The organism is Streptosporangium sp. G11, from assembly GCF_051192615.1.
GTDB lineage: Bacteria > Actinomycetota > Actinomycetes > Streptosporangiales > Streptosporangiaceae > Streptosporangium.
On sequence record NZ_JBPJUQ010000006.1, the window covers coordinates 208,971 to 230,976 of the forward strand.

Sequence of the window (22,006 nt, forward strand, 5' to 3'; positions counted from 1 at the left end):
TTTCATCGGGGGCTCCCGGGCAGTCGCGGTAGCAGGAAGGCGTCGATCGTCTCCGCGGAGGTGTCGAGGGTGAGCTCGACACCGGCCGCCTCGGCCTCGGCCGCGACGTCGATGAGGATGGGGGCGGCGCAGGCGAGGAAGGCGCGCACCTCCATCAGGAGGTCGCCGGGCTCGTCGCGCTCGGCGGTCAGCAGCCTTCCGAGCTGGGTGACGATGCCGTCCGCCGCCCGGGTCAGGCTGAACGAGGTGAGGTCGTAGCAGAGCCGGAACCTCTCGACGACCACCGCGGCCCGGCGGCGCCCGGCGGCGGTGACCTTGAGCTCCTCCCCCGGGTCGGTGACGAGGGCGTCGAGGCGGTCGGCGAGCGCGTTCCACGGCTCGCGCAGCCTGCGGACGGTGACCTTGTCGAGCCCCTCCCTGGTGAAGTTGGCCCGCTGGTCCTCCGGGCAGGTCAGGGCGAGGTAGAACCGGACGAGGTCGCGCGGCACCTCGGCGACCAGGTCCGCGCCGCGGATGAGGTGGTTGCGGCTGGTGGAGAACTTCTCGTTCTCCAGCTCGTAGAACTCGTTGCAGACGTTGGTGTCGGGGGTGATGTAGCGGTCGCCGTGGGCGAGCAGCATGACCAGGTCGACCATGCCCCAGAAGTAGACGTTGTCGAATCCGTGGAAGTAGACGAGGCCGTTGCCACTCTCCGCGAGCCAGGCCTGGTCGACGGGCCCCTCGGGCTCGCCGGCCGCCTTCCAGGTGCTGTAGATCGAGGCGGGCATCGCCTCGATCCACGGGTAGAGGATCTGGCCGGGCGTCTCGGCGAACGGGGCGTCGATCCCCCAGCCCGGCGACGGCACCGTGATCGGGATCTCGGGAAGCGGCCGGGCCAGGATCTCGCGGATGAGCTGCCTGCTGTGTCCCCTCCAGGTGTTCTCGCGGGCGGCGTAGTAGGCGGTGAGCTCCTCCCGGTAGTTCTCGATGGGCAGGACCAGGACGGTGACCTCGCGCGAGGTCACCGGGTCGGCGGGGTCGAGGACCGAGCGCGGGTCGCCCAGGTCGTCGAAGTGGTTGGGGTGACCGCAGCCCTCGCACGACCCGCCGCAGCTCTCGGTCAGGCAGGCCGGGCACTCGCCCTTGACCAGCCCGTCGAACAGGTGGGTTCCCGCGTTCTCCGCGTACGGCATGCGCACGGTCCGCAGCTCGAACCGGCCCTGCTCGTGCAGGGCGGTGACGAAGTCGAGCACGGTCTTTCGGTAGACGTCGTCGATGGGCGGCATCGGGGCCAGGGAGATGCCCATCGCCTCCACCGACCGCTGGATGCGGGCGGTGGACGTCGAGCACAGCTCGGCGGGCGTGGTGCCGTGCTTGCGGGCGGTCGAGATCATGTACGACTGGCTGTCGTCGGTGCAGGTGTTGTAGTTGACGGGGCGGCCGTCGGCCCGCAGGTAGCGGGCGTAGACGTCGCCGGCGATGTAGGGGCCCGCCATGTGGCCGACGTGCAGGTCCCCGTTGGGCGTCGGCGTCGCGGCGATGACGATCGTCTCCGTCATCTCTCCTCCTGGTGGCGGGTCTCGAACGTGCGGGTCATGTCGTGGTCCCACCAGATGCCGTACATCTGGAAGGCGGCGGTGCCGTCGTTGACGACCCGGTGGTCGGTGCCGGGCGGGAAGTAGACGACGTCTCCGGCGGAGAAGGCGGAGCTCTCGCCCTCGCTCTCCAGGACCGCCTCGCCGGAGACGGCGATGAAGATCTCGTACTCGTGGTGGGCGTGCCGGGTCGAGGCGGTGCCGGGCTCGATGACGCACCAGGCACCCTCGAACGGGGCGTTCAGCGTCTCCCAGGGCATCAGCCGCTTGGCGAGCAGGCCGTTGTCCTGGCGCAGGTGGGCAGGGTCATAGGAACGGAGGTCCACGGGGGTTCTCCTCGAAGGGTTCGGAGGGGATCAGGAGGCGACCGGGAGGGCGAACGGCGTCAGGAGCTCGGCGGCGGCGGCACTGTCCCGGATGTCGTAGACGATCTCCTCCGCCCGATTGGCCAGCGTGCTGAGCAGGGAGTCGGCGATGCCGTGCGTGTCCTCGTTGACGCCCTGCAGGTAGCAGGCGGCGTCCGAGCCGACGGGCAGGGAGAGCTTGTAGAAGCGGTCGACGCCGATCTCGTCGAGGCCGGCCCTGGCGGCGAGGTCGCGGATCAGCGTGGGCATCCGGCGGTCGAAGCCGGTGCCGAGCAGCAGGACGTCGCAGGGCAGCTCGTCGTAGCCGCCGCTCTTCCTGTCCTGGAGGGTGAGGACGATCTCGTCGCCCTCGACCCTGGCCCCGGCGATCTCGGCCATCGTGATCATCCGGATCCGCTCCTGCCCGACGAGGCGCTCCAGGTAGATCTGCCGGTAGAGGTTCTCGAGCAGGCCCGGGGACAGGCCCGCGTAGTTGGTGCGGTGCATCTCACCGAGGAGCTGGCGCCGCGCCTCGGGGCGCGACCGGTGGAACTCGTCGACGAAGGAGGCGTAGAAGAGCTCGTTGGTGAACTTGCTGCTCTCGTAGCCGTTGAGGCCGATGGAGCGCATGATCATCGTGCACTGGGCGTTGGGCATGTTCTGGTGGGTGGCCCACAGCATCTCGGCCGCGCTCTGCGCGCCGCCGATGACCGCGACCCGGTGCGGGGCTTGGTGGTCGAGCCCGGCGATTTTCCGGCTGTACTCGGTGCTGTGGATGATCCGCTCGCGGGGGATCGTCCCGAACACCTCGGGGATGTGCGCGTCACGGCCCGCGCCGACCACCAGGGTGCGGCAGCCGATGGTCGACCCGTCGGCGAGCCGGACGACCCAGCTCTCGACGCCGCCGTCCTCGGCCATGATCGGCTCGACCGACACGCAGCGCCGCCCGTACTCGATGCGCACCTGGGCGAGCGACTCGGCCACCCAGAGCAGGTAGTTCGAGATCTCCATTCTGTACGGAGTGAAACTGCCCAGATTGACGAATTCAGTGAGCCTTCCCACGGAGTGCAGGTGATTCACGAAGGAGAATCTGCTCTGCGGGTTTCTCAGCGTGACCAGGTCCTTGAGAAAGGAGACCTGGCTCTGGGTCCAGGGCAGCAGCATTCCCCGCTGCCAGACCACGTCCTCGTGCTGTTCTATGATCAGCGTTCTGGTCGCCAGATCCGGAGCGAGCTCTTCGAGGGCCACGGCGAGGGCGAGGTTGGACGGCCCTGCACCGAGGGCGAGTAACTCGACTTCCTGATGCTTCACGGTGGTCGCCTCCCGGACGACTTCTCGGGCGCGGTGCCCGTGACGAATGGTTTTCTTGGGTTTCTCCTGGTCGGCTCACTGCCATCCGGCTCCACCGGCCGGGGTGAGGGCCGCGGTGGCCGCGAGGCCGGCCCTCACTCCGGGCACGGCCGCGGCGACGGGGGTGGCGGTGAGCGAGAGGACGCCGAGGACGGGGGCGATTGAACGGAGCGTGGTACTCATTGTTCTTCTTTCCTTTCATTCGGCGATTCTCGGCGCCCTTTTCCTGTTTCACGGGTGCTCTCCGGATCAACTTTTCCGGACATTTCCCGCTTCGTTCTGACACTTTGATTCTTGGTCGATCGGGAGGATTCCGGAAGGCCTGGGACCTGTCAGCGCGCTGCAATGGCAGGACGCTGACAGGCCTCCTCCTCGAACGCCTTGAGGCGTCCAAGCGCGAGATTGAGATCGGTGCCGCAGGCCACCAGCGACCAGCCCGCGAGCTCGGACACGCGGCCGAGGGCGCGCAGGCACAGCCGGGCCGCCACGCTCTCGGCCTCGTCGAGGGTGCGCCTGCGAATGAAGAGACCGAGGTGGATTCCGGCCGGATGGTCCTCGCTGTAGATGTGCTCTATCCCGTCAGCGGGCTCCGCCAGCGCCAGGAGCAGCCGTCGGAGCTCACGCGCGGGCATACGCCCGCCGGCCGGGGCCAGGTGGCCTTCGATCTCGGGGGCGCGCAGGCGCGCGTTGATGAGATACATGAATCGACCGTGGTTCGCGCGAGGCGAATTCACCAGGCATTTCCCCTGGCAGGTCCATGGCGTGGCAGGATCATGCCATCGCGCCGCGCTCCCGCGCCCCGGCGCCGGCGACCCCCGGACGACACCTCGCGAGACCCCCGGAATCCCCGCCCGGGAGATCCTCAAAAAGCCGGAGCACCTGGGGAGAAATCGGGACGATCGCATAACCCCGTCATCACTGCGCCCGGTTAGTTTCAGACTGCGATCGTCGTGGGCCCCGCCCATCGGATCGTGTCTCGGTCATGCTCGAACCGTGAAGGGGTCGTGCTCATGCTGCTTGGCATCGGGTCCGCCGAGGAAACCGTCTACCGCACCATCCTGGAGAACCCTTCCCACGGGGTGACCGAGCTGAGCCTGGAGCTGGGATGGCCGGTCCACCGGATCCGCGCCACCCTGGACGAGCTGGCCAAGCTGTCGCTCCTGCGCCCCTCGTGGGAGGAGCCGGACGTGCTGCGCCTGGTCCGCCCGGAGGTGGGGCTGGCCGCACTGCTGGCCCGGGAGGAGGCCGCGCTGCTGGCCAAGCAGCAGGAGATCGAGCGGAGCCGGACGGCCGTCGCCCAGATGATCGCGGCCTACGGCGACCAGCACCCGGCGCGCTCGGGCGACGGCTCCGAGACGCTCGCCGGCATCGACACGATCCGCGGCAGGATCGAGGAACTGGTCTCCGAGTGCCGGCAGGAGCTGCTCGGATTCGAGTCCAAGAGCGCCCAGACCCCGGAGAACATCGCGGCCAGCCGCCCGCTGGACGAGGCACTGCTCGACCGCGGCGTGGCGATCCGCATCATCTACCCCGACAGCGTCCGCAACGACCAGGCGACCACCGGATACGCGACCTGGCTCACCGGGAACGGCGGCCAGGTCCGCACCACGCCCGGCCTTCCGCTTCGGATGCTCATCTTCGACCGGCGGGCGGCCCTGCTCCCGACGGACCCCGCGAACAGCGGCGACGGAGCGGTCCTGCTGCGCGGGGCGGGCGTCGTCGCCGCCCTGATCGCCCTGTTCGAGCAGACCTGGGGGGCCGCCAGCCCTCTCGGCGGGGAGCGCAGGCGCGACGAGAAGGGCCTCAGCGGCCAGGAGCGCGAGGTGCTCCGCCTGCTCTCGACGGGGCTGACCGACGAGGCGGTGGCCCGCAGGCTCGACGTCTCGGTGCGCACCCTGCGGCGCGTCACCGCCGAGCTGATGGAACGGCTCGAGGCCCGCAGCCGGTTCCAGGCCGGATACCTCGCGGCCGCCAGGGGATGGCTGCCGTCAGGCCTCTGACCACGCCTCGCTTCCCCCGGGCACTCCCTCGTCCGGCGGCGACACCGCACGCGGGACCGGCTCCGGTGTGGACGGGGCTCATCTCGCCGCGGGGAGCGCCGAGCCGTCCATCGGGCCGTCGGGGCTGTAGACCACGCACATGACGTCGCGGTCGCCGCCGGCCCAGGTCTCCCTGGTCGGCAGGACCGGGTAGAAGTTCAGTCCCGAGGCCGGCTCGCCGCTCCAGTGGCTGTCGAACCCCCGCCGGCAGCTCCGCCACGCGAACGCGCTCAGCGCGGCCGGATCCCACTCGCCTTCGGGAGCGTGCACGAAGCCGTACGCCTGGTTGGCCGCCCGCTCGTGGCAGGGCGTGTACAGCACGACGACCTCGGCCGCCTCCCCGGAGTAGGCCGGATCGGTGAAGCACTCCCCCGCCTCGATGTGCAGGATCCCGCTCGTCCGCGCGGTGACGAAGGTCTCGTCCTTGATCGTCGGCCCCGCCGTCCCCGCCGTGGTCGACGACGGGAACAGCGTCCCGAGCGCCACGAGGCCGAGAAGCGGAATCCAGCGGCGGGCGGGCCGCCGGGTACCGGCCTGACGGGTGACGGTCAACGGGACATCCTGTTCCTCGGGAAGCGGCTCTTCACCCGGGGAGCGATTCCGCTGTTCGACGGCTGGTCGGCCACACCATAGGGGTGGTCCGCGGAACGCGCGGGCAACGGAGGGTGGCGAGCGCGCGGACTTCCGGCGACATCGGTGGTGCGGCTGGGGCCACAGGTTCCAGAGGGAACATGTTCATCCGGACGCAATGCTCTATACGGGCATTTGATGATCTTTTCTGGATCAATACGGACGTCCACCGCACTCTCTCGGTGGGCAATGTATTCCTCCCCCGGAAAAGAGCTCATGATGGGCGAAGTCAACGTGCCCCGGCCCACCGGATCCCGGCGAACGAAGCTGACGGCGGCGGGCGCGGGCGTGCTGCTCCTCGGCGGCCTGGCGTTCAGCCCGGTGGCGTTCGGCGCGGCCGCGCCGCCGAAATATCCCGCCGCCGACATCCACAAGCCCTCCCCCATGCCCGACCGTGTCATCCTGACCCCGACCACCACCCCCTCGACCAGCCAGAAGGTCACCTGGCGGGCCGTGACCGACGCCGAGTCGGCGCAGGCGGAGATCCTCGAGGCACCGCGCGCCCTCGGCGCGGTCGCACCGGCCGCGGGCGCGGTCGTCAACGTCAAGGCGACCAGCACCACCCCGGTCAACACCACCCTCGGGTACGCCTCCATCTACCACACGGTGGAGTTCGCGGGCCTGAAGCCGAACACCCGGTACACCTACCGGGTCGGCGACGGCACCAACTGGGCCGAGTGGAGCGATTTCACCACCGCGGCGGCCGACCTCCAGCCGTTCTCGTTCATCTACTACGGCGACGCGCAGAACTACATCGACTCGGCGGTGCCGCGTGTCTTCCGCCAGGCGTTCGCCGACCGCCCGCAGGCGAAGATGATCGTCAACGCCGGTGACCTCATCGACTCCGCCAACAGCGAGGAGCAGTGGGGCCAGTGGTACAAGGCCGGCGGCTTCATCGACAGCCAGGTCAACAACATCTCGATCCCCGGCAACCACGAGTACAGCGGCGGGCTGTCCACCTTCTGGCGGCCGCAGTTCCCCTATCCGGACAACGGGCCGGGCAACCCCGAGCTGAAGCAGACCGCCTACACCGTCGACTACCAGGGCGTGCGCTTCATCGGCCTGGACTCCAACGTGCAGGGCGTCCCGGCCCTGATGGCCGCGCAGGCCACCTGGCTGGAGGGCCTGCTCAAGGACAACCCGAACAAGTGGACGGTGGTGACCTTCCACCACCCCGTCTACTCCACCACCGGCACCCGTAACAACCCCGCCGTGCGTGCCCAGTGGGGCCCGCTGTTCGAGAAGTACGGTGTGGACCTGGTCCTGCAGGGCCACGACCACTCCTACGGCCGGGGCAACGTGGCCACCGCCCGCAAGTCGGTCACGGTCAACAACGGCGTCGCCTACGTCGTGTCGGTCTCCGGCGGCAAGATGTACGCCCTCAACAACGGCGAGAACTGGACCGGCAACGGCGCCGAGGTCGTCAGCAAGAGCGAGAACACCCAGCTCTACCAGCTGATCGACGTCGAGGCCGACCGCATCACGTTCGAGGCCCGCTACGCCAACGGTGAGCACCACGACGGCTTCGTCATCCGCAAGAACAAGGCGGGCGAGCGCACGGTCAACGAGGTCCGCACCCCGGAGAACACCGTCGGCGAGCAGGTCACCGTCGACAAGACCACCGTCGGGACGCGTGGTGAGCTCACGGTCTCCGCGTACGGCTACGACCCGGGCGAGCGCGTGTCCGTCTTCCTGAAGAAGGCCGACGACCGCGACAGGGAACACGGGCACGACAGGGACGACTCGGTCGGCGTCCGGACCGCCGACGAGCTGGGCCGCCTGACCTACACCTTCAGGCTGCCGAGCAAGGCGAAGAAGGGCGGCACCTACGTGGTGTACCTGGACAGCGCCAACCAGAAGATCACGAGTCCGGTCATCACGGTCACCAGGTAGTGACCTCTCCGGGCGCGGGGCGGCCGTGACGGCGGCCCCGCGCCCGGAGGTACCGGCGCCACGCCTGAGCCATGCCGGCGCCGTGCCGGTGTCATGCCGGCGCCGTGCCGAAGCCATGTCGGCGTCGCGCCGGAGCCGTGCCGGAGTCGTGCCGGAGTCGTGCGAACAGGAGATCCGTTGAGAATCCACACCCGGGTGCTGGCGGGCGTGCTGCTCGTCTGCGCCCTGGGCGGCTGGGCCACGCCGGCCGCCGCCCACCCCTTCGGGCCGCCGTCCACCGCGCGGATCGGAGCCGACGGCTCGCGCGTGACCATCTCGTGGTTCGCGGCCGAGGACGACTGGGTCGCCCTCGGGCAGTCGATCGGGGCGTTCGAGGACCCGGCCACCGGCACCGTGTCGACCGAGCTGACCGGCGAGCAGAAACTGGAGCGGTCGCCGGCCCTGCGTGACTACCTGCTGGACCGGGTCACGGTCGCCCAGGGCGGCCGGCGGTGCGAGAGCCGTCTGGAGGAGCTCCGGGCGCTGGTCACCGACGGCGCCCGGTTCGTCTTCGACTGCCGGAGCCCGGTCACGCAGGTGGACGTCACCGTCGCCACCCTGATCGACCTCAACAAGGCGTACCGGACGATGCTCGTCGCCGAGACCCCCGCGACCCCCGGGCAGACGCTTCTCACCGAGGCCGAGAGCACCCGGCGCCTGACCTTCTCCGGCGCGGGCGGGAGTGGCATGCCCCCGGGGACGGCCGTCGTCGTCTGGGCCGCCGTACTGCTGGCCGGAGCGGGCGTGCTCGCCATGCTGTGGAGGCGGCGCGGGACGGGCGGGCGGTCGTGACGGAGTTCAGCGGCTTCGAGAGCCGGTTCGTCTCGCTCTTCGACAACCGGGGCGTCTTCTGGGTGATCCTCGCCATCGCGCTCGTCGCCGGAGCCCTGCACGCGGTCGCCCCCGGCCACGGCAAGAGCGTCACGGCGGCCTATCTGGTCGGCACCCGGGGCGGCTACCGCGACGCGCTGCGCCTGGGGGTCATCGTGGCGCTGATGCACACCTTCTCGGTGCTGGTGCTGGCGTTCGCCTGGGTGGGACTGAGCGGTGCCGCGAGTTTCGGCACGAAGAACGTCACCGCCTGGATGCAGGTCGCGGCCGGACTGGTCACGATCGGCGTCGGAGCCCATCTCACCTACCGCCACCTGCGGGAACGGAGGCGGCACCGGCTGCAGACCCACCACGACCACGGCCACGGCCACGGGCATGGCCATGGACACGGACACGGCCATCAGGTCGAGGGCGGGACGGATCCCTGGTCACGCCGGGGCCTCCTCGCGCTCGCCCTCTCCGGCGGGCTGCTGCCCTCGCCGTCGGCCTTCGTCGTCCTGATGAGCGGGCTGCTCACCGGCCGGGCCTTCGACGCCGTCGTGCTCGTCGCCGCCTTCGGCCTGGGGATGGCCCTCACCCTGACCGGCGTGGGCGTCGTGACGATCCGGGGGTACGCGCTGCTGACCCGGGGAACCCGCGGGTGGTCCCGGGCCTCCACGGCGCTGGCCTGGGCTCCGGCCGCCGCCGGAGTCGTGGTCTCCTCCGCCGGAGGTCTCTATCTCGTCGCGGCGATAGGCGTCGTGACCGGTTGATCATGCGGACGGCGGCACCGGCCGCTGTCCGGACGCCGCGTGAGACGGGAAAACGTGACATCACACCCGCTGATTCGTCCTCCCGCCGTGGCCCCGCGACATCGGAAGGGACGGCCGACGGCGACATCACGGGCGGCCGCCGGTGCGCGATGATCGATCAGGGCTCGTAGGCGCGCGAGCGTGGCCACCAGCCGGGCACCGCCGCGCGGTATCTCTCGTAGTCGGGGCCGAACGCGCGGCGCAGGGCCGGTTCCTCGTACCAGCGGACGAACGCGACGACCGGCACGGCCACGGCGGCGGCGTACAGTAACAGGACGGGACGGCCCAGCAGCAGCGCCTGCCCGCCGATGATCGCGAAGACCGCCACGTACATCGGGTTGCGGACGTGTCCGTACAGCCCGCCGACGACCAGGTGCTCGGTGGGCGCGATCGGGGCGGGGGTGCCGAGGCCTTCCACGACGAACCGGACGAACGCCCTGACCAGCACCGCGGTCCCGGCGAGGACGAGTGCCGCGCCGGCGAGACGCAGCGACACCGTGACCCAGGGCGGCGCCGAGGTCAGAAGGTCCCCCGCCTCCCAGCGGGTGATCCACCAGGGCAGGAGCCCGGCGACGGTGCCCGGTGCCAGCGCGAAGAAGATCGCGGTTCCGACGGCGGCGGGTGTCCTGCGCATCGCGTCACGCTCCGGTGCCGGGGGCCGCCGGAGGCGTACGACCGTCGCCCGAGGTCCCCGTAGCGGTTAATTCATTGTGTGTTGAGTTTAGGTCCGGACCGGAGAGGCGTCAACGACCAGGTCGTCTGGGTGAAAGATGCCCGAAAGGGAAGATTCATGCGAGGTACGGCCGCACGGACGAAACGTATTAACCCTGTGCACGTAGGCTGTCCCGGGCCCACAGGGCGTCGTACACATGGGGGAAGACAGTGATTCCGTTACCAGCGGTCACCGGCACGCCGTCGCGAGCACTCCTGCCGGGAGGGACCGCGCCGCAGGCCAGGACGTTGCTGGACATCCTCGATCAGACCACGCGACGTCATCCTCACGCGCTCGCCCTGGACGACGGGCGGACCCGTCTCGACTACACCGAGCTACGGGCCGAGGCGGGCCGGATGGCCCTGGAACTACGGGCGGCCGGGGTCGGGCGCGGTGACCGGGTCGGGGTACGGATCCCCTCGGGCACCGTCGGCCTGTACGTCGCGATCGTCGCCGTGCTCACCGCCGGGGCCGCCTACGTCCCGGTGGACGCCGACGACCCCGAGGAGCGGGCTGACCTGGTCTTCGGCGAGGCCCGCGTCCGCGCCGTCATCGGCGACGGCGGGAAGATCACCCCCTACGGCGACCCGTACGAGCACCTGGGCACCCCCTCGCCCGGCGACGGCGCGGCGCACGGAACCGGCCACGGCGAGCGCGCCGGTGAGCAAGGCGGCGAGCACGACCCCGAATGTGAGATTCACCACTCCGGCGGTCGCGCCGCCGCCCCGGACCCCGCCCCCGGCCCCGGGCGTCTCGCCTCGGAACCCCGAAGCCCCGGCGGGTCGGAGCTCGACTACGCGGCGGAACTGCACGGCACGGGCCCGTACGACGGGCGCCGGTACGGCGCCCCCGCCGCCCCGGGGAGCGCCGCCACGACGCTCCTTTCGGCGGCCCGCGACAGGGACGCGATGCCGAGCGAGGGCCGGGACAGGGACCGGGGCCGGGGCAGCGGCCGGCCGGGGCCCGAGGACGACGCGTGGATCATCTTCACCTCCGGATCCACCGGCAGGCCCAAGGGCGTGGCGGTGACCCACCGCAACGCGGCGGCGTTCGTGGACGCCGAGGCGCGGCTGTTCCTCACCGGGGAGCCCATCGGGCCCGGTGACCGGGTGCTGGCGGGGCTGTCGGTGGCGTTCGACGCCTCCTGCGAGGAGATGTGGCTGGCCTGGCGCTACGGCGGCTGCCTGGTGGCGGCGCCGCGAGCGCTGGTGCGCACCGGCATGGACCTGGGGCCGTGGCTGCTGGACATGGGCATCACGGTCGTGTCGACCGTACCGACCCTGGCGGCGCTCTGGCCGGTCGAGACGCTCGACGACGTACGGCTGCTGATCTTCGGCGGCGAGGCGTGCCCGCCGGAGCTGGCCGAGCGGCTGGCCGTGCCGGGGCGCGAGGTGTGGAACACCTACGGCCCGACCGAGGCGACGGTGGTGGCGTGCGCGGCGCCGCTGACCGGGGAGGGCCCGGTGCGGATCGGGCTGCCGCTGGCGGGCTGGGACCTGGCCGTCGTCGGCAAGGACGGCGAGCCGGTGGCCATGGGCGAGACCGGCGAGCTGGTCATCGGCGGGGTCGGGCTCGCCAGATACCTGGACCCGGTCAAGGACGCGGAGAAGTACGCGCCGCTCGCGTCGCTCGGCTGGGAGCGCGCCTACCGCAGCGGCGACCTGGTGAGGGCGGAGCCCGAGGGGCTGATCTTCGTCGGGCGGGCCGACGAGCAGATCAAGCTCGGCGGGCGCAGGATCGAGCTGGGCGAGGTGGACGCGGCGCTGCAGGCGCTGCCCGGGGTCGCCGGGGCGGCCTCGGCGGTCCGCACGACCGGCGGCGGGCACCAGCTGCTCGTCGGCTACGTCGTGCCCGGTGAGGGGTTCGACCAGGAGGACGCCAGAGACCGCCTCCGCCACTCCCTGCCCGCCGCGCTGGTCCCCAGGATCGCCCTGGTGGACGAGCTCCCGACACGCACCTCCGGGAAGATCGACAGGGACGCCCTGCCCTGGCCGCTGCCCAAGAAGACGGGCACGCCCGACGCCGGGGTGCCGGACGTCGACCCGTGGGTGGCCGAGTGCTGGATGGACATCCTGGGCGGCGTCGACGGCGACTTCTTCGCCGAGGGCGGCACCAGCCTCGCGGCGGCGCGGCTGGTCTCCACGCTGCGGACCCGTTACCCGGCGGTCACCGTCGGCGACGTCTACGACAACCCGACGCTGCCCCAGCTCGGCAGGCACCTGTCGGCGCTCGACGCGCCGGAGATCGTGACCACCGACCGGATCGTCACACCGATGCCGCGCCGCGCCGCGATCGCGCAGGCGGCGCTCACCGTGCCGCTGCTCAGCGTCGGCGCGCTGCGCTGGGTGGTGGCGCTGGCCGCGCTGAACAACCTGGTGGGCCTGCCCTGGGCCCCGGTCGTCTCGTGGTGGTGGGTGCTGGCGGGCGCGCTGCTGTTCGTCAGCCCCGCGGGGCGGATCGCGCTGGCCGCGGGCGGCGCCCGGCTGCTGCTGCGCGAGCTCAGGCCCGGCACGTACCCCCGGGGCGGCGGCACGCACCTGCGGCTGTGGTTCGCCGAGCAGCTCTCCGAGCGGCTCGGGGTGGGCGAGGTGTCCACCGCCCCGTGGCTCACCCACTACGCGCGGGCGCTCGGCGCCCAGGTCGGCGACGACGCGGACCTGCACTCGATGCCGCCGATCACCGGAATGCTCAAGCTGGGCAGGTACGCGGCCGTCGAGCCCGAGGTCGACCTGAACGGCTACTGGATCGACGGCGACCAGGTGCACGTCGGCGAGATCAAGATCGGCGCCTCCGCCACGGTCGGCGCCCGTACGACCCTGTTCCCCGGCACGAAGATCGGCAAGAACGCCCAGGTCGCGCCCGGTTCGGCGGTGGCGGGCTCGGTGCCGTCCGGGGAGCGCTGGGCGGGCGTGCCCGCGAGCCGGATGGGCAAGGCCCGTCCGCCGTCCGCCGCCCGCCCGCCGCGCTCGTGGCACTGGGCGACGGCCTACGGCCTGTCCGCGCTGGTCCTGAGCGCCTTCCCGGTGATCGCCGTGCTGCCGGGCCTCGCCATCCTGCTGCGCGGCGGCGCGCCCTCCCTGACCTCCGTCCTGTACGGGGTGCCGGCGGCCACCGTCGCCTCGATGGCCACCCTCGCCCTGCTGACCGTGGCCTCGGTGCGGCTGCTGTCGGCCGGCCTGCACGCCGGGCAGCACCCGGTGCACAGCCGCCAGGCCTGGCAGGCGTGGGCGACGGGCCTGCTGATGTCGATGGCGCGGGTCTGGCTGTTCCCGCTGTACGCGAGCATGGTCACCCCCGCCTGGCTGCGCGCCCTGGGCATGAAGGTCGGCCGGGACGTGGAGCTGTCGACGGTGCTGGCGCTGCCGTCGATGACCTCGGTCGGCGACGGCGCCTTCCTCGCCGACGACACGATGGTCGCGCCGTACGAGCTGGAGGGCGGGCGGCTGCGGGTCGACCACGTGCGGATCGGCAAGCGCGCGTTCCTCGGCAACTCGGGGATGACCGCGCCGGGGCGCAAGGTGCCCAAGGACGGGCTGGTCGCGGTGCTGTCGGCGGCGCCGAAGAAGGCCAAGGCGGGCTCCTCGTACCTGGGGATGCCGCCGGTGGAGCTGCGCAGGGCCGCCGAGGGGGGCGACCGGAGCCGCACCTACGACCCGCCGCCGAGGCTGAGGTTCGCCCGCGCCGCGGTCGAGGTGTGCCGCGTGGTGCCGGTGATGTGCACGGTCGCCGTGGCCGTGCTCGTCGCGGCGGCCCTGGAGTGGCTGGCGGGGGCCTACGGCTTCGCGGTGGCGGCGCTCCTGTCGGGCGTGGCGGTGCTGGGCGGCGGGGTGCTCGCCGCGGCGACGGCGACCGTGGCCAAGTGGGTCCTGGTGGGCCGGATCGCGGTGGGCGACCGGCCGCTGTGGAGCTCGTTCGTGTGGCGCAACGAGCTAGCCGACACCTTCGTGGAGGTGCTGGCCGCGCCCTGGTTCGCCCAGCGCTGGCTGGGGACCGCGCCGCTGAACCTGTGGCTGCGTTCCCTGGGGGCGCGGGTGGGCAGGGGCGTGTGGTGCGAAACCTACTGGCTGCCCGAGGTCGACCTGGTCAGCCTGGGCGACGGGGTGTCGGTGAACCGGGGATGCGTGTTGCAGACACACCTGTTCCACGACCGCGTGATGAGCATCGATACTGTCGTCATGCGGGACGGATCCACACTCGGACCCCACGGGGTGGTCCTGCCCGCGGCGACGATCGGGGAGAACACCACGGTCGGACCGGCGTCCCTGGTGATGCGCGGCGAGTCCGTGCCCGCCGGGACCCGCTGGTTCGGCAACCCGATCGCGGCGTGGGCCCGGCGAAGATAGCGCGCGAACAGAGGAAGCCGGTGTGGTTCTGAGCACGACCTCCATCCCCCAGCTGTATTTCCCCATGCACGGCGACGACGGCTACCGGGTGGAGCACTACGACCTGACCCTCGACTACCGGGTGGGCCCCAACCGCCTGGGCGGGGTGGCCCGGATCTCCGCGGTGGCGCTGCGGCGGCTCACCCGGGTCGCCTTCGATCTCGGCGCCCTCCGGGTGAGCGGCGTGCTGGTCGACGGCGCGCCGGTGCGCTTCACCCATCGCGGGGGCAAGCTCCACCTGTCGCCCGCCGGGCTGCGGCCCGGCCGGTTCACCGTCGAGATCCGCTACGCGGGCACCCCCCAGCCGGTGACCAGCCACTGGGGCGGGCTCGGCTGGGAGCAGCTCACCGACGGCGTCATCGTGGCCAGCCAGCCGATCGGGGCGCCCTCGTGGTTCCCGTGCAACGACCGGCCCGACGACAAGGCCACCTACCGAATCTCGGTCACCACCGCCTCCGCGTACCAGGTGGTCGCCAACGGGGAGCTGGTCTCCAGCCGCCGGGCGGCCTCGACGACCACGTGGGTGTACGAGCAGGCCGAGCCGATGGCCTCCTACCTGGCGAGCGTGCAGATCGGCCGCTACCAGCAGGCCGAGCCGGCCCCGGGGATGCGGCTGTTCTTCCCCGTCAGGTACGCCACGCGGGTGCGCCACGACTTCGAGCGCCAGGGCCGGATGATGGAGGTCTTCCGCGAGCGGTTCGGCCCCTACCCGTTCGGCTCCTACACCGCGGTGGTCGTGGACGACGAGCTGGAGATCCCGGTCGAGGCGCAGGGCATGTCGATCTTCGGGGTGAACCACGTGGACGGCAGGCGGAGCGAGGAGCGGCTGGTCGCCCACGAGCTGGCCCACCAGTGGTTCGGCAACAGCCTGACGGTGGCCGACTGGAGCGACATCTGGCTGCACGAGGGGTTCGCCTCGTACGCCGAGTGGATCTGGTCGGAGAGCTCGGGCGGCCTGTCATCCGATGACCACGCGCACCGCTGGCACCGCCGCCTCTCCGCGCTCCCCCAGGACTTCGTGCTGGCCGACCCGGGCCCCCGGCGGCTGTTCGACGACCGCGTCTACAAACGCGGCGCGCTCACCCTGCACGCGCTCCGGCGCACCGTCGGCGACGAGCCCTTCTTCGCGCTGCTCAGAGAGTGGACGGCCGGGCACCGCCACGGGACCGTCACCACCGGCGCCTTCACCGCGCTGGCCGCGCTCCGCACGACGCATCCGCTGGACAAGCTGTTCGCCGGCTGGCTGCACGACCGCCGCCTGCCCGCCCTCCCCTAGCACTCATACATCGGATGACTGCTATAACGGTCTACAACTTCACGGAGGTACGGCATGCGCGTCGCGTTGCACACCCGGGTCAAGCCGGGCAGGGAGTCCGAATACGACCAGGCACACCGGGAGGTGCCCGCCGAGCTGGCCGAGGCCATCAGGAGGGGCGGCGCGCACGAGTGGACGATCTGGCGCAGCGGCCAGGACCTGTTCCACGTGATCGAGTGCGACGACTACGAGGCGTTGCTGTCGTCACTGGCGGACCTTCCGGTGAACATCACCTGGCAGGCCCGGATGGCCGAGCTGCTGGAGGTCGTGCACGACTACTCCGGGGAGGGCGCGGGCAAGGGCCTCCCCGCGGTGTGGCGGCTGCCCTGAGGCCTCTCCCGGAGGGAGGTCACACCGGCTCGGTCTCGAGACAGAAGCCGATCTGGTTGTACAGCTCCAGCTGGTCGTAGTAATCCCGGTGAGTGATGATCCTGCCGTCGTCGATCGAGCAGGCCCCGCACCCCCGAATGATGATCTTGCGGCCGGTGCCCTCCGCCACGGAGCCGTCGGGCACGAGGAAGGGCCCGGTGTGAGTGCCCGTCATCGTCCATTCGCTCATGGCCGGCTCGTCGCAGAGCACCTTGTGCCAGGCGGTGACGTGCAGGTCGGGGAAACCCGTCAAGAGGTGCTGGTAATACCAGGAGATCTGCTCGCGACCTTCGGATATGCCCGCCGGCGTGACGAGGACGGCGTCTTCCTGATAGCAGTCCATTATTTCGTCCATGTCATGCCCGTTGACTGCGTCGAACAGCATGTCATTGATCTCACGAGCATCTGACATGACACACCTCCCGAGCGGAACGGTCACGCCGGCAACCGATTCCCTGGCGGCGGAAGGACACCTGAGGCATCCACCACGAAATCAAAATGTACGTGCTGACCAGCGGAGATGCAAAGCACTCCCGAGGAGTGCGGCGGCTCACGACACCAGTGGAACCCGAAATCCTCCAAGCCACGGTAACGCGCGAATCGGCGAACACACATCCGCCGGTCCCGCGATGGATGTTTCGGGAGATCTCCGGCCGGGAACCGCCGGTCGGGCGGCGAAGGCGGCCCGCCTCCAGAATTTACCCGGGGTTGCCGCAAAATGATGTTTTGAAGATGATGGCCGACCGGTTACCGGGGCGTCGTCGGCGGCACGGAACTTGAACAGACATTTCCTCCCGCCCCTTTTCCGCGACCGGCATTGATGACAGCCTGAAAAGGCGGGGTATCTCCTCGTACGCCGGGCACAGGCACGGCGGACCGAAGGCCGGAGAGTCCCCGGCGGCCGGAACGACCCCGTGGTCCCCCGCGGATCACGACATCTTCCCCATCGGCCGGCGCGCCGCCGAACTCGCCGGTCCGATACCCGGCGAGACCGTCGCCGTCCACGGCATCGGCCCGGCCGGGCCCGTGGCCACGCCCTCGGCGACCGTCGGGCACGCCGGCAAGATCATGGTCGTCGACCGGCCCGCGCCCGTCGAGGAGTGCGGCGGGACACCGATCGACGACTCCAAGGGCTCGCCGGTCGACCGGATCCCGGGGCACACCGGCGGGACGGGCGCTCACCGGGGAGCCGGGCGCGACGGCATCGACGAGAGGCGACCAGCCACACGGAGGCGACATGAGCGAAGAATACGATCGCACGACCGACCGGATCGCCCGCGCGCTGGGCTGGGCCAGTTTGGGACTGGGCGTGGCGCCGCTCGTCGCGCCCGGCGCCGTCGGCCGGCTCTGCGGCGTCGGCGACTCGGCTCAGGTCCGGAGCACGGTGGCACTGGTGGGTGTGCGGGAGATGTTCCACGCGGCGACCCTGCTGGGTACCCGGAACCCCGCCCCCTGGGTGTGGGCCCGCTTCGCGGGCGGCCTCATGGACCTGACGACGCTGAACCGGGCGCTCTCCGAGCGCACCGGCCGAGGGCGCGGCCGCGTCGCGACCACCATGGCGGCGGTCGCCGGGATCACAGCCGTCGATCTGTACACCGCGCTACGGGCGTGGCGCTCGGAGCGAGAGCGCAGGGGCCCGATGAGCCTGCGCGCGGCCATCACGATCAACCACCCCCGCCAGGAGGTGTACCGGTACTGGCACGACTTCGAGAACCTTCCCCGCTTCATGGCGCACCTGGAGTCGGTGGAGACGACCGGCGACGGGCACTCGCACTGGAAGGCGAGGGGGCCCCTGAAGACCGTCGAGTGGGAGGCGGAGATCGTCGAGGACAGATCCGGCGAGCTGATCGCCTGGCGTTCCCTGCCGGGCTCACCGATCGGCAACAGCGGTTCCGTGCGCTTCTCCGACGCCCCCGGCGGGCGCGGCACGGAGGTGCGGGTGAACCTCACGTACGCCCCGCCGGGCGGCGGGGCGGGCCTGGCCCTCGCCAAGTTGCTCGGCGAGCATCCCGAGCAGCAGGTGCACGACGACCTGCGCCGGTTCAAGCAGGTCATGGAGACCGGCGAGGTGGTCCGCTCCGAAGGCAGCCCGGAGGGCACCCACGCGCTGCGGCAGGTCATGCAGCGCCCCGCCCAGCCCCTGCCGCTGTGAAGCCGTGACGTGAGGAGAATTCCATGAAGGCCAACTGCTGGATGGGCCGCAACACCGTCGAGGTCCGGGAGGTTCCCGACCCCAGGATCCTGAACTCGCGCGACGCCGTCGTCCGGGTCACCTCGTCCGCGATCTGCGGCTCCGACCTGCACCTGTACGACGGCCACATCCCGACCATGGAGAAGGGCGACATCCTCGGCCACGAGTTCATGGGCGAGGTGGTGGAGGTGGGCCCGAAGGTGTCGACCCTGAAGGTCGGCGACCGGGTGGTCGTGCCCTTCCCGATCGCCTGCGGCGACTGCACCTCCTGCCGGCACGGCATGTACTCGGTGTGCGAGAACTCCAACCCCAACGCGGGCATGGCGGAGAAGCTCATGGGTCACGCCCCCGCGGGCGTCTTCGGCTACTCCCACATGCTCGGCGGCTATCCGGGAGGCCAGGCCCAGTACGCGCGCGTGCCCTTCGCCGACGTGGGACCGATCAAGATCGAGGACGACCTGCCGGACGAGAAGGTGCTGTTCCTGTCCGACATCCTGCCCACCGGCTGGATGGGCGCGGAGATGTGCGACATCAAGCCCGGCGACACGATCGCCGTGTGGGGAGCCGGTCCGGTCGGTCAGTTCGCGGTCGCCAGCGCCTATCTGATGGGCGCCGAACGGGTCGTCGCCATCGATCGTTTCCCCTACCGGCTGGAGACCGCCGAGCGCGCGGGCGCGGAGTCGCTCAACTACGAGGAGGTCGACGTCCTCGACGCGCTGCGGGACATGACCGCCGGTCGCGGCCCGGACGCGTGCATCGACGCCGTGGGCATGGAGGCCCACTGTCCCGTCCCCGCCATGTACGCCTACGACCGGGTCAAGCAGGCGGCCCGGCTGGAGACCGAACGGCCGTACGCGCTGCGCGAGGCGATCCTGGCCTGCCGCAACGGCGGGATCGTATCCGTGATCGGCGTCTACGGCGGCGTGGTCGACAAGTTCCCGATGGGCTCCCTGATGAACCGGTCGCTGACGCTCAGAAGCGGACAATGCCACGTCCAGCGATATCTGAAGCCCCTGCTGGGCAAGATCCGCAAGGGCGACATCGATCCCAGCTTCGTCATCAGCCACCGCATGCGGCTTGAGGACGCCCCGCGCGGCTACGAGATGTTCAAGAACAAGCTGGACGACTGCAACAAGGTCGTCCTCACCCCGTAAGCGGCCGGCGCTCCGGCAATGACAACGGGACCGGGACCGGGACCGGGACCGGGAACAGGCACAGGCACAGGCACAGGCACAGGGACCGGGACCGGGAACAGGCACAGGGACGGCGGGGCCGGGCGCGGCTCGTGGATCGGCGTGATCGCTATCGTGGGCGGGTGCCTCCCGTCCCCCGCGCCCGCCCGTCCCTCTCCCCCCGCACCCGCCTGCTCGCCGCGCTCGCCGCGGCCGTGACCGTCGCCGCCGGGCTGACCCTCCGCGCGGTCACCGGCGGCTGGTTCGGCAAGTACGCGGGCGACGCCCTCTACACCGTGCTCATCCATACGCTGGTGGTGCTGGTGTGGCCCCGGATCACCCCGGCGCGGGCCGCGATCGGCGCGCTGGCGTTCAGCTGGGCGATCGAGCTGGCCCAGCTGACGCCCGTTCCCGCCGCGCTCTCCGAGGCGAGCGTCGTGGCCAGGCTGGTGCTCGGCAGCACCTTCGGCGCGGCCGACCTCGTGGCGTACGCGGCCGGGGCCGTGCTCGCCGCGGCGGCCCACACCCTGCTCGAAAACCGCTCCCGGCACCGGCGGGAGCGGGCGTCCGCCGCGCCCTGAGCATCGCCGGGCGGATCGTATGATCCATAGACCATGCCAGAAGGACACACCATTCACCGCCTCGCCGGAGAGCACCGGCGGGCGTTCGGCGGGGGGGTCGTGCACGCGGAGAGCCCCCAGGGGCGCTTCGCCGCCGGGGCCCTGCGGATCGACGGGCGGGTGCTCACCGAGGCCGACGCCCATGGCAAGCACCTGCTGCTGGGCTTCGACGACGAGCGGTGGCTCCACGTCCACCTGGGCATCTACGGCAAGTACGCCTTCGGCCCCGTCCCCGTGCCCGCGTCGACGGGGATGGTGCGCCTGCGCCTGAGCAACGCGGGCGAGTACGCCGACCTGCGCGGCCCCAACACCTGCGAGCTGCTCGACCCGGCGGGGAGGGCGGCGCTGCACGCCAGGCTCGGGCCCGACCCGCTGCGCGCGGACGCCGATCCCGAGGTCGCCTGGCGGCGGATCAGCCGCAGCCGCGTCTCCGTCGGGATCCTGCTGATGGACCAGTCGGTCGTCGCGGGCGTGGGCAACATCTACCGGGCCGAGGCGCTGTTCCGCCAGGGTGTCGACCCGTCACGGCCCGGCCGCGACCTCACCCGCGCCCGGTGGGAGGCGATCTGGGCGGATCTGGTGCTCCTGATGGCCGACGGCGTCCGGGTGGGCCACATCGACACGGTCAGACCCGAGCACACGCCGGAGGCGATGGGCCGTCCGCCCCGCGTCGACGGCCACGGCGGCGAGGTCTACGTCTACCGGCGCTCCAGCATGCCCTGCTTCCTGTGCGGCACGGAGGTCCGCACGGAGGTGCTCGCCGGGCGCAACCTCTTCTGGTGCCCGGTCTGCCAGGTCGGCTGATCCCCGCGCCGGGACGGGGAGCGCCTCACATCAGGGTTCGGGCGGTCCAGAGTTCGGGGAAGATCTCCCTGCGCATGCTCCGCTCGAGCCAGCTCAGGCCGCTCGACCCGCCGGAGCCCGGCTTGGCGCCCATCGAGCGGCGTACGGCCATCAGGTGCCGGTAGCGCCAGTCGGAGAACTGCTCGGCCAGGTCGGTCAGTGTCTCGGCCAGCGGCGCGAGCGGGCCGCCGTAGACCTCGACCCAGACCGCCTCGACCTCGGGGTCGGGCCCGTACTCGGCGGCGCGGTCGCGCTCGAGCACCGAGCGGGGAACCGCGTGGCCCGCGCGGGCGAGGAAGGCCAGGACCGAGTCGTAGAGGCTCGGCCCGTGCAGTGCCTCGACGAGTTCCTCGTACGCCTCGGGGTTGCGGCGGTGCGGGCGGATGAGCGCCTCGGACTTGTTGCCGAGCAGGAACTCCACGTGGCGGTAGAGGGCCGACTGAAAGCCGGAGCCCTCGCCCAGGGCGTCGCGGAAGGAGTTGAACTGCGCCGGGGTCAGCCAGCTCAGCGCGGCCCAGGCGGCGTTGAGCGCCTCGAAGTGCCGTACGGTGCGCCTGATCGTCAGGGTCGCGGCGGTGACGTCGTCCTCGTCGAGCTGCCGCTGGGCGAGGCGCCACTCGGTGCGGAGCAGCCCGAAGTAGAGCTCCATCACCTGGGTGGTGACCAGGAACGGCAGTTCCTCCGGGACGTCGGTCACGGTGCGCTGGAGCCCGCGCAGGGTGGCGGTGCCCACGTAGTCGTCGTAGGGCGTGCCGGCCTCGAAGCCCAGCGTCGGCAGCCCCTCGTTGGCCTCGGCGCGCGCCTTGCGGTCCTGCTCCGTGAGCTGCTTGATGCCGGTCATCACTCCTCCTCCGTTTGTATATCTCCATGTTGGTCCTTATCGGCCTGTACGGAAATAATGGAAGGAAGGC

Annotated in this window: 20 protein-coding genes; 11 read left to right on the plus strand and 9 right to left on the minus strand. The window is 71.2% G+C overall.

Annotation, left to right across the window (positions count from 1 at the left end):
• Positions 1–2: 2 nt before the first annotated feature.
• The 5 genes from ACSDR0_RS09105 to ACSDR0_RS09125 form a co-directional block, all read right to left on the minus strand.
• Entirely contained in the window at positions 3–1,538 is a 1,536-nt protein-coding gene (locus tag ACSDR0_RS09105; RefSeq protein ID WP_435288314.1) for a class I tRNA ligase family protein, read from the minus strand.
• Positions 1,535–1,900, minus strand: coding sequence for a cupin domain-containing protein (locus ACSDR0_RS09110; protein WP_435288315.1), 366 nt, complete (start codon positions 1,898–1,900; stop codon positions 1,535–1,537). Before ACSDR0_RS09110 ends, ACSDR0_RS09105 begins: the two co-directional genes overlap by 4 nt.
• A 30-nt stretch (positions 1,901–1,930) precedes the next feature.
• Complete coding sequence (locus ACSDR0_RS09115) at positions 1,931–3,229, minus strand: SidA/IucD/PvdA family monooxygenase (protein ID WP_435288316.1); 1,299 nt, start codon at positions 3,227–3,229, stop codon at positions 1,931–1,933.
• A gap of 75 nt (positions 3,230–3,304) precedes the next feature.
• Positions 3,305–3,451, minus strand: a complete 147-nt coding sequence (locus ACSDR0_RS09120; protein WP_435288317.1) for a hypothetical protein — start codon at positions 3,449–3,451, stop codon at positions 3,305–3,307.
• A gap of 149 nt (positions 3,452–3,600) precedes the next feature.
• Positions 3,601–3,969, minus strand: coding sequence for a hypothetical protein (locus tag ACSDR0_RS09125; RefSeq protein WP_435288318.1), 369 nt, complete (start codon positions 3,967–3,969; stop codon positions 3,601–3,603).
• 309 nt (positions 3,970–4,278) lie between these two features.
• On the opposite strand from ACSDR0_RS09125, the gene ACSDR0_RS09130 reads away from it, so the two are divergent.
• Positions 4,279–5,268, plus strand: a complete 990-nt coding sequence (locus tag ACSDR0_RS09130; RefSeq protein ID WP_435288319.1) for a LuxR C-terminal-related transcriptional regulator — start codon at positions 4,279–4,281, stop codon at positions 5,266–5,268.
• Between the two features lie 78 nt (positions 5,269–5,346).
• Here ACSDR0_RS09130 and ACSDR0_RS09135 read toward each other — a convergent pair whose 3' ends face one another.
• Positions 5,347–5,859, minus strand: coding sequence for a hypothetical protein (locus ACSDR0_RS09135; protein WP_435288320.1), 513 nt, complete (start codon positions 5,857–5,859; stop codon positions 5,347–5,349).
• 297 nt (positions 5,860–6,156) lie between these two features.
• Here ACSDR0_RS09135 and ACSDR0_RS09140 point away from each other — a divergent pair, with 297 nt between their 5' ends.
• The 3 genes from ACSDR0_RS09140 to ACSDR0_RS09150 all read left to right on the plus strand — a co-directional run bounded on the left by ACSDR0_RS09140 (position 6,157) and on the right by ACSDR0_RS09150 (position 9,452).
• Positions 6,157–7,830, plus strand: a complete 1,674-nt coding sequence (locus ACSDR0_RS09140; RefSeq protein ID WP_435288321.1) for a fibronectin type III domain-containing protein — start codon at positions 6,157–6,159, stop codon at positions 7,828–7,830.
• A 177-nt stretch (positions 7,831–8,007) separates the two neighbouring features.
• Entirely contained in the window at positions 8,008–8,661 is a 654-nt protein-coding gene (locus tag ACSDR0_RS09145) for a hypothetical protein (RefSeq protein ID WP_435288322.1), read from the plus strand.
• Positions 8,658–9,452: a hypothetical protein gene (locus ACSDR0_RS09150; protein WP_435288323.1), complete on the plus strand. Its 795-nt coding sequence runs from the start codon at positions 8,658–8,660 to the stop codon at positions 9,450–9,452. Before ACSDR0_RS09145 ends, ACSDR0_RS09150 begins: the two co-directional genes overlap by 4 nt.
• Positions 9,453–9,609: 157 nt before the next feature.
• Here the strand turns inward: ACSDR0_RS09150 and ACSDR0_RS09155 are convergent, their stop codons facing one another.
• On the minus strand, positions 9,610–10,125 hold the full coding sequence (locus ACSDR0_RS09155) for a methyltransferase family protein (RefSeq protein WP_435288324.1): 516 nt from the start codon (positions 10,123–10,125) through the stop codon (positions 9,610–9,612).
• A gap of 248 nt (positions 10,126–10,373) precedes the next feature.
• On the opposite strand from ACSDR0_RS09155, the gene ACSDR0_RS09160 reads away from it, so the two are divergent.
• Genes ACSDR0_RS09160 through ACSDR0_RS09170 form a run of 3 tightly spaced genes read left to right on the plus strand, consistent with a single transcriptional unit; the run spans position 10,374 to position 16,230 of the window.
• Positions 10,374–14,546, plus strand: coding sequence for a Pls/PosA family non-ribosomal peptide synthetase (locus ACSDR0_RS09160; RefSeq protein WP_435288325.1), 4,173 nt, complete (start codon positions 10,374–10,376; stop codon positions 14,544–14,546).
• Positions 14,547–14,568: 22 nt separating this feature from the next.
• On the plus strand, positions 14,569–15,861 hold the full coding sequence (locus tag ACSDR0_RS09165; RefSeq protein ID WP_435288326.1) for a M1 family metallopeptidase: 1,293 nt from the start codon (positions 14,569–14,571) through the stop codon (positions 15,859–15,861).
• A gap of 54 nt (positions 15,862–15,915) precedes the next feature.
• Positions 15,916–16,230, plus strand: a complete 315-nt coding sequence (locus ACSDR0_RS09170; protein WP_435288327.1) for an L-rhamnose mutarotase — start codon at positions 15,916–15,918, stop codon at positions 16,228–16,230.
• 19 nt (positions 16,231–16,249) lie between these two features.
• Here the strand turns inward: ACSDR0_RS09170 and ACSDR0_RS09175 are convergent, their stop codons facing one another.
• Complete coding sequence (locus ACSDR0_RS09175) at positions 16,250–16,708, minus strand: ester cyclase (RefSeq protein ID WP_435288328.1); 459 nt, start codon at positions 16,706–16,708, stop codon at positions 16,250–16,252.
• A 798-nt stretch (positions 16,709–17,506) separates the two neighbouring features.
• Here ACSDR0_RS09175 and ACSDR0_RS09180 point away from each other — a divergent pair.
• From ACSDR0_RS09180 to ACSDR0_RS09195, 4 genes are all read left to right on the plus strand, one after another.
• A complete protein-coding gene (locus ACSDR0_RS09180; protein ID WP_435288329.1) occupies positions 17,507–18,421 on the plus strand; it encodes an SRPBCC family protein in 915 nt (304 codons plus the stop codon).
• 23 nt (positions 18,422–18,444) lie between these two features.
• Positions 18,445–19,614, plus strand: a complete 1,170-nt coding sequence (locus tag ACSDR0_RS09185) for a zinc-dependent alcohol dehydrogenase (protein WP_435288330.1) — start codon at positions 18,445–18,447, stop codon at positions 19,612–19,614.
• Positions 19,615–19,775: 161 nt separating this feature from the next.
• Positions 19,776–20,213, plus strand: coding sequence for a DUF2809 domain-containing protein (locus ACSDR0_RS09190; RefSeq protein WP_435288331.1), 438 nt, complete (start codon positions 19,776–19,778; stop codon positions 20,211–20,213).
• A 33-nt stretch (positions 20,214–20,246) separates the two neighbouring features.
• Positions 20,247–21,056, plus strand: a complete 810-nt coding sequence (locus tag ACSDR0_RS09195; protein WP_435288332.1) for an Fpg/Nei family DNA glycosylase — start codon at positions 20,247–20,249, stop codon at positions 21,054–21,056.
• A 25-nt stretch (positions 21,057–21,081) separates the two neighbouring features.
• Here ACSDR0_RS09195 and ACSDR0_RS09200 read toward each other — a convergent pair whose 3' ends face one another.
• The gene (locus ACSDR0_RS09200) at positions 21,082–21,936 is read right to left on the minus strand and encodes a tryptophan 2,3-dioxygenase (protein WP_435288333.1); all 855 of its coding nucleotides are present in this window, start codon (positions 21,934–21,936) and stop codon (positions 21,082–21,084) included.
• Between the last annotated feature and the right edge of the window lie 70 nt (positions 21,937–22,006).

Excerpts from the sequence above, each read along its gene's own strand:
- ACSDR0_RS09105 (WP_435288314.1), bottom strand. The coding sequence starts at position 1,538 with ATGACGGAGACGATCGTCATCGCCGCGACGCCGACGCCCAACGGGGAC.
- ACSDR0_RS09120 (WP_435288317.1), bottom strand. The coding sequence starts at position 3,451 with ATGAGTACCACGCTCCGTTCAATCGCCCCCGTCCTCGGCGTCCTCTCG.
- ACSDR0_RS09125 (WP_435288318.1), bottom strand. The coding sequence starts at position 3,969 with ATGTATCTCATCAACGCGCGCCTGCGCGCCCCCGAGATCGAAGGCCAC.
- ACSDR0_RS09130 (WP_435288319.1), top strand. The coding sequence starts at position 4,279 with ATGCTGCTTGGCATCGGGTCCGCCGAGGAAACCGTCTACCGCACCATC.
- ACSDR0_RS09140 (WP_435288321.1), top strand. The coding sequence starts at position 6,157 with ATGGGCGAAGTCAACGTGCCCCGGCCCACCGGATCCCGGCGAACGAAG.
- ACSDR0_RS09155 (WP_435288324.1), bottom strand. The coding sequence starts at position 10,125 with ATGCGCAGGACACCCGCCGCCGTCGGAACCGCGATCTTCTTCGCGCTG.
- ACSDR0_RS09170 (WP_435288327.1), top strand. The coding sequence starts at position 15,916 with ATGCGCGTCGCGTTGCACACCCGGGTCAAGCCGGGCAGGGAGTCCGAA.
- ACSDR0_RS09180 (WP_435288329.1), top strand. The coding sequence starts at position 17,507 with ATGAGCGAAGAATACGATCGCACGACCGACCGGATCGCCCGCGCGCTG.
- ACSDR0_RS09185 (WP_435288330.1), top strand. The coding sequence starts at position 18,445 with ATGAAGGCCAACTGCTGGATGGGCCGCAACACCGTCGAGGTCCGGGAG.
- ACSDR0_RS09195 (WP_435288332.1), top strand. The coding sequence starts at position 20,247 with ATGCCAGAAGGACACACCATTCACCGCCTCGCCGGAGAGCACCGGCGG.
- ACSDR0_RS09200 (WP_435288333.1), bottom strand. The coding sequence starts at position 21,936 with ATGACCGGCATCAAGCAGCTCACGGAGCAGGACCGCAAGGCGCGCGCC.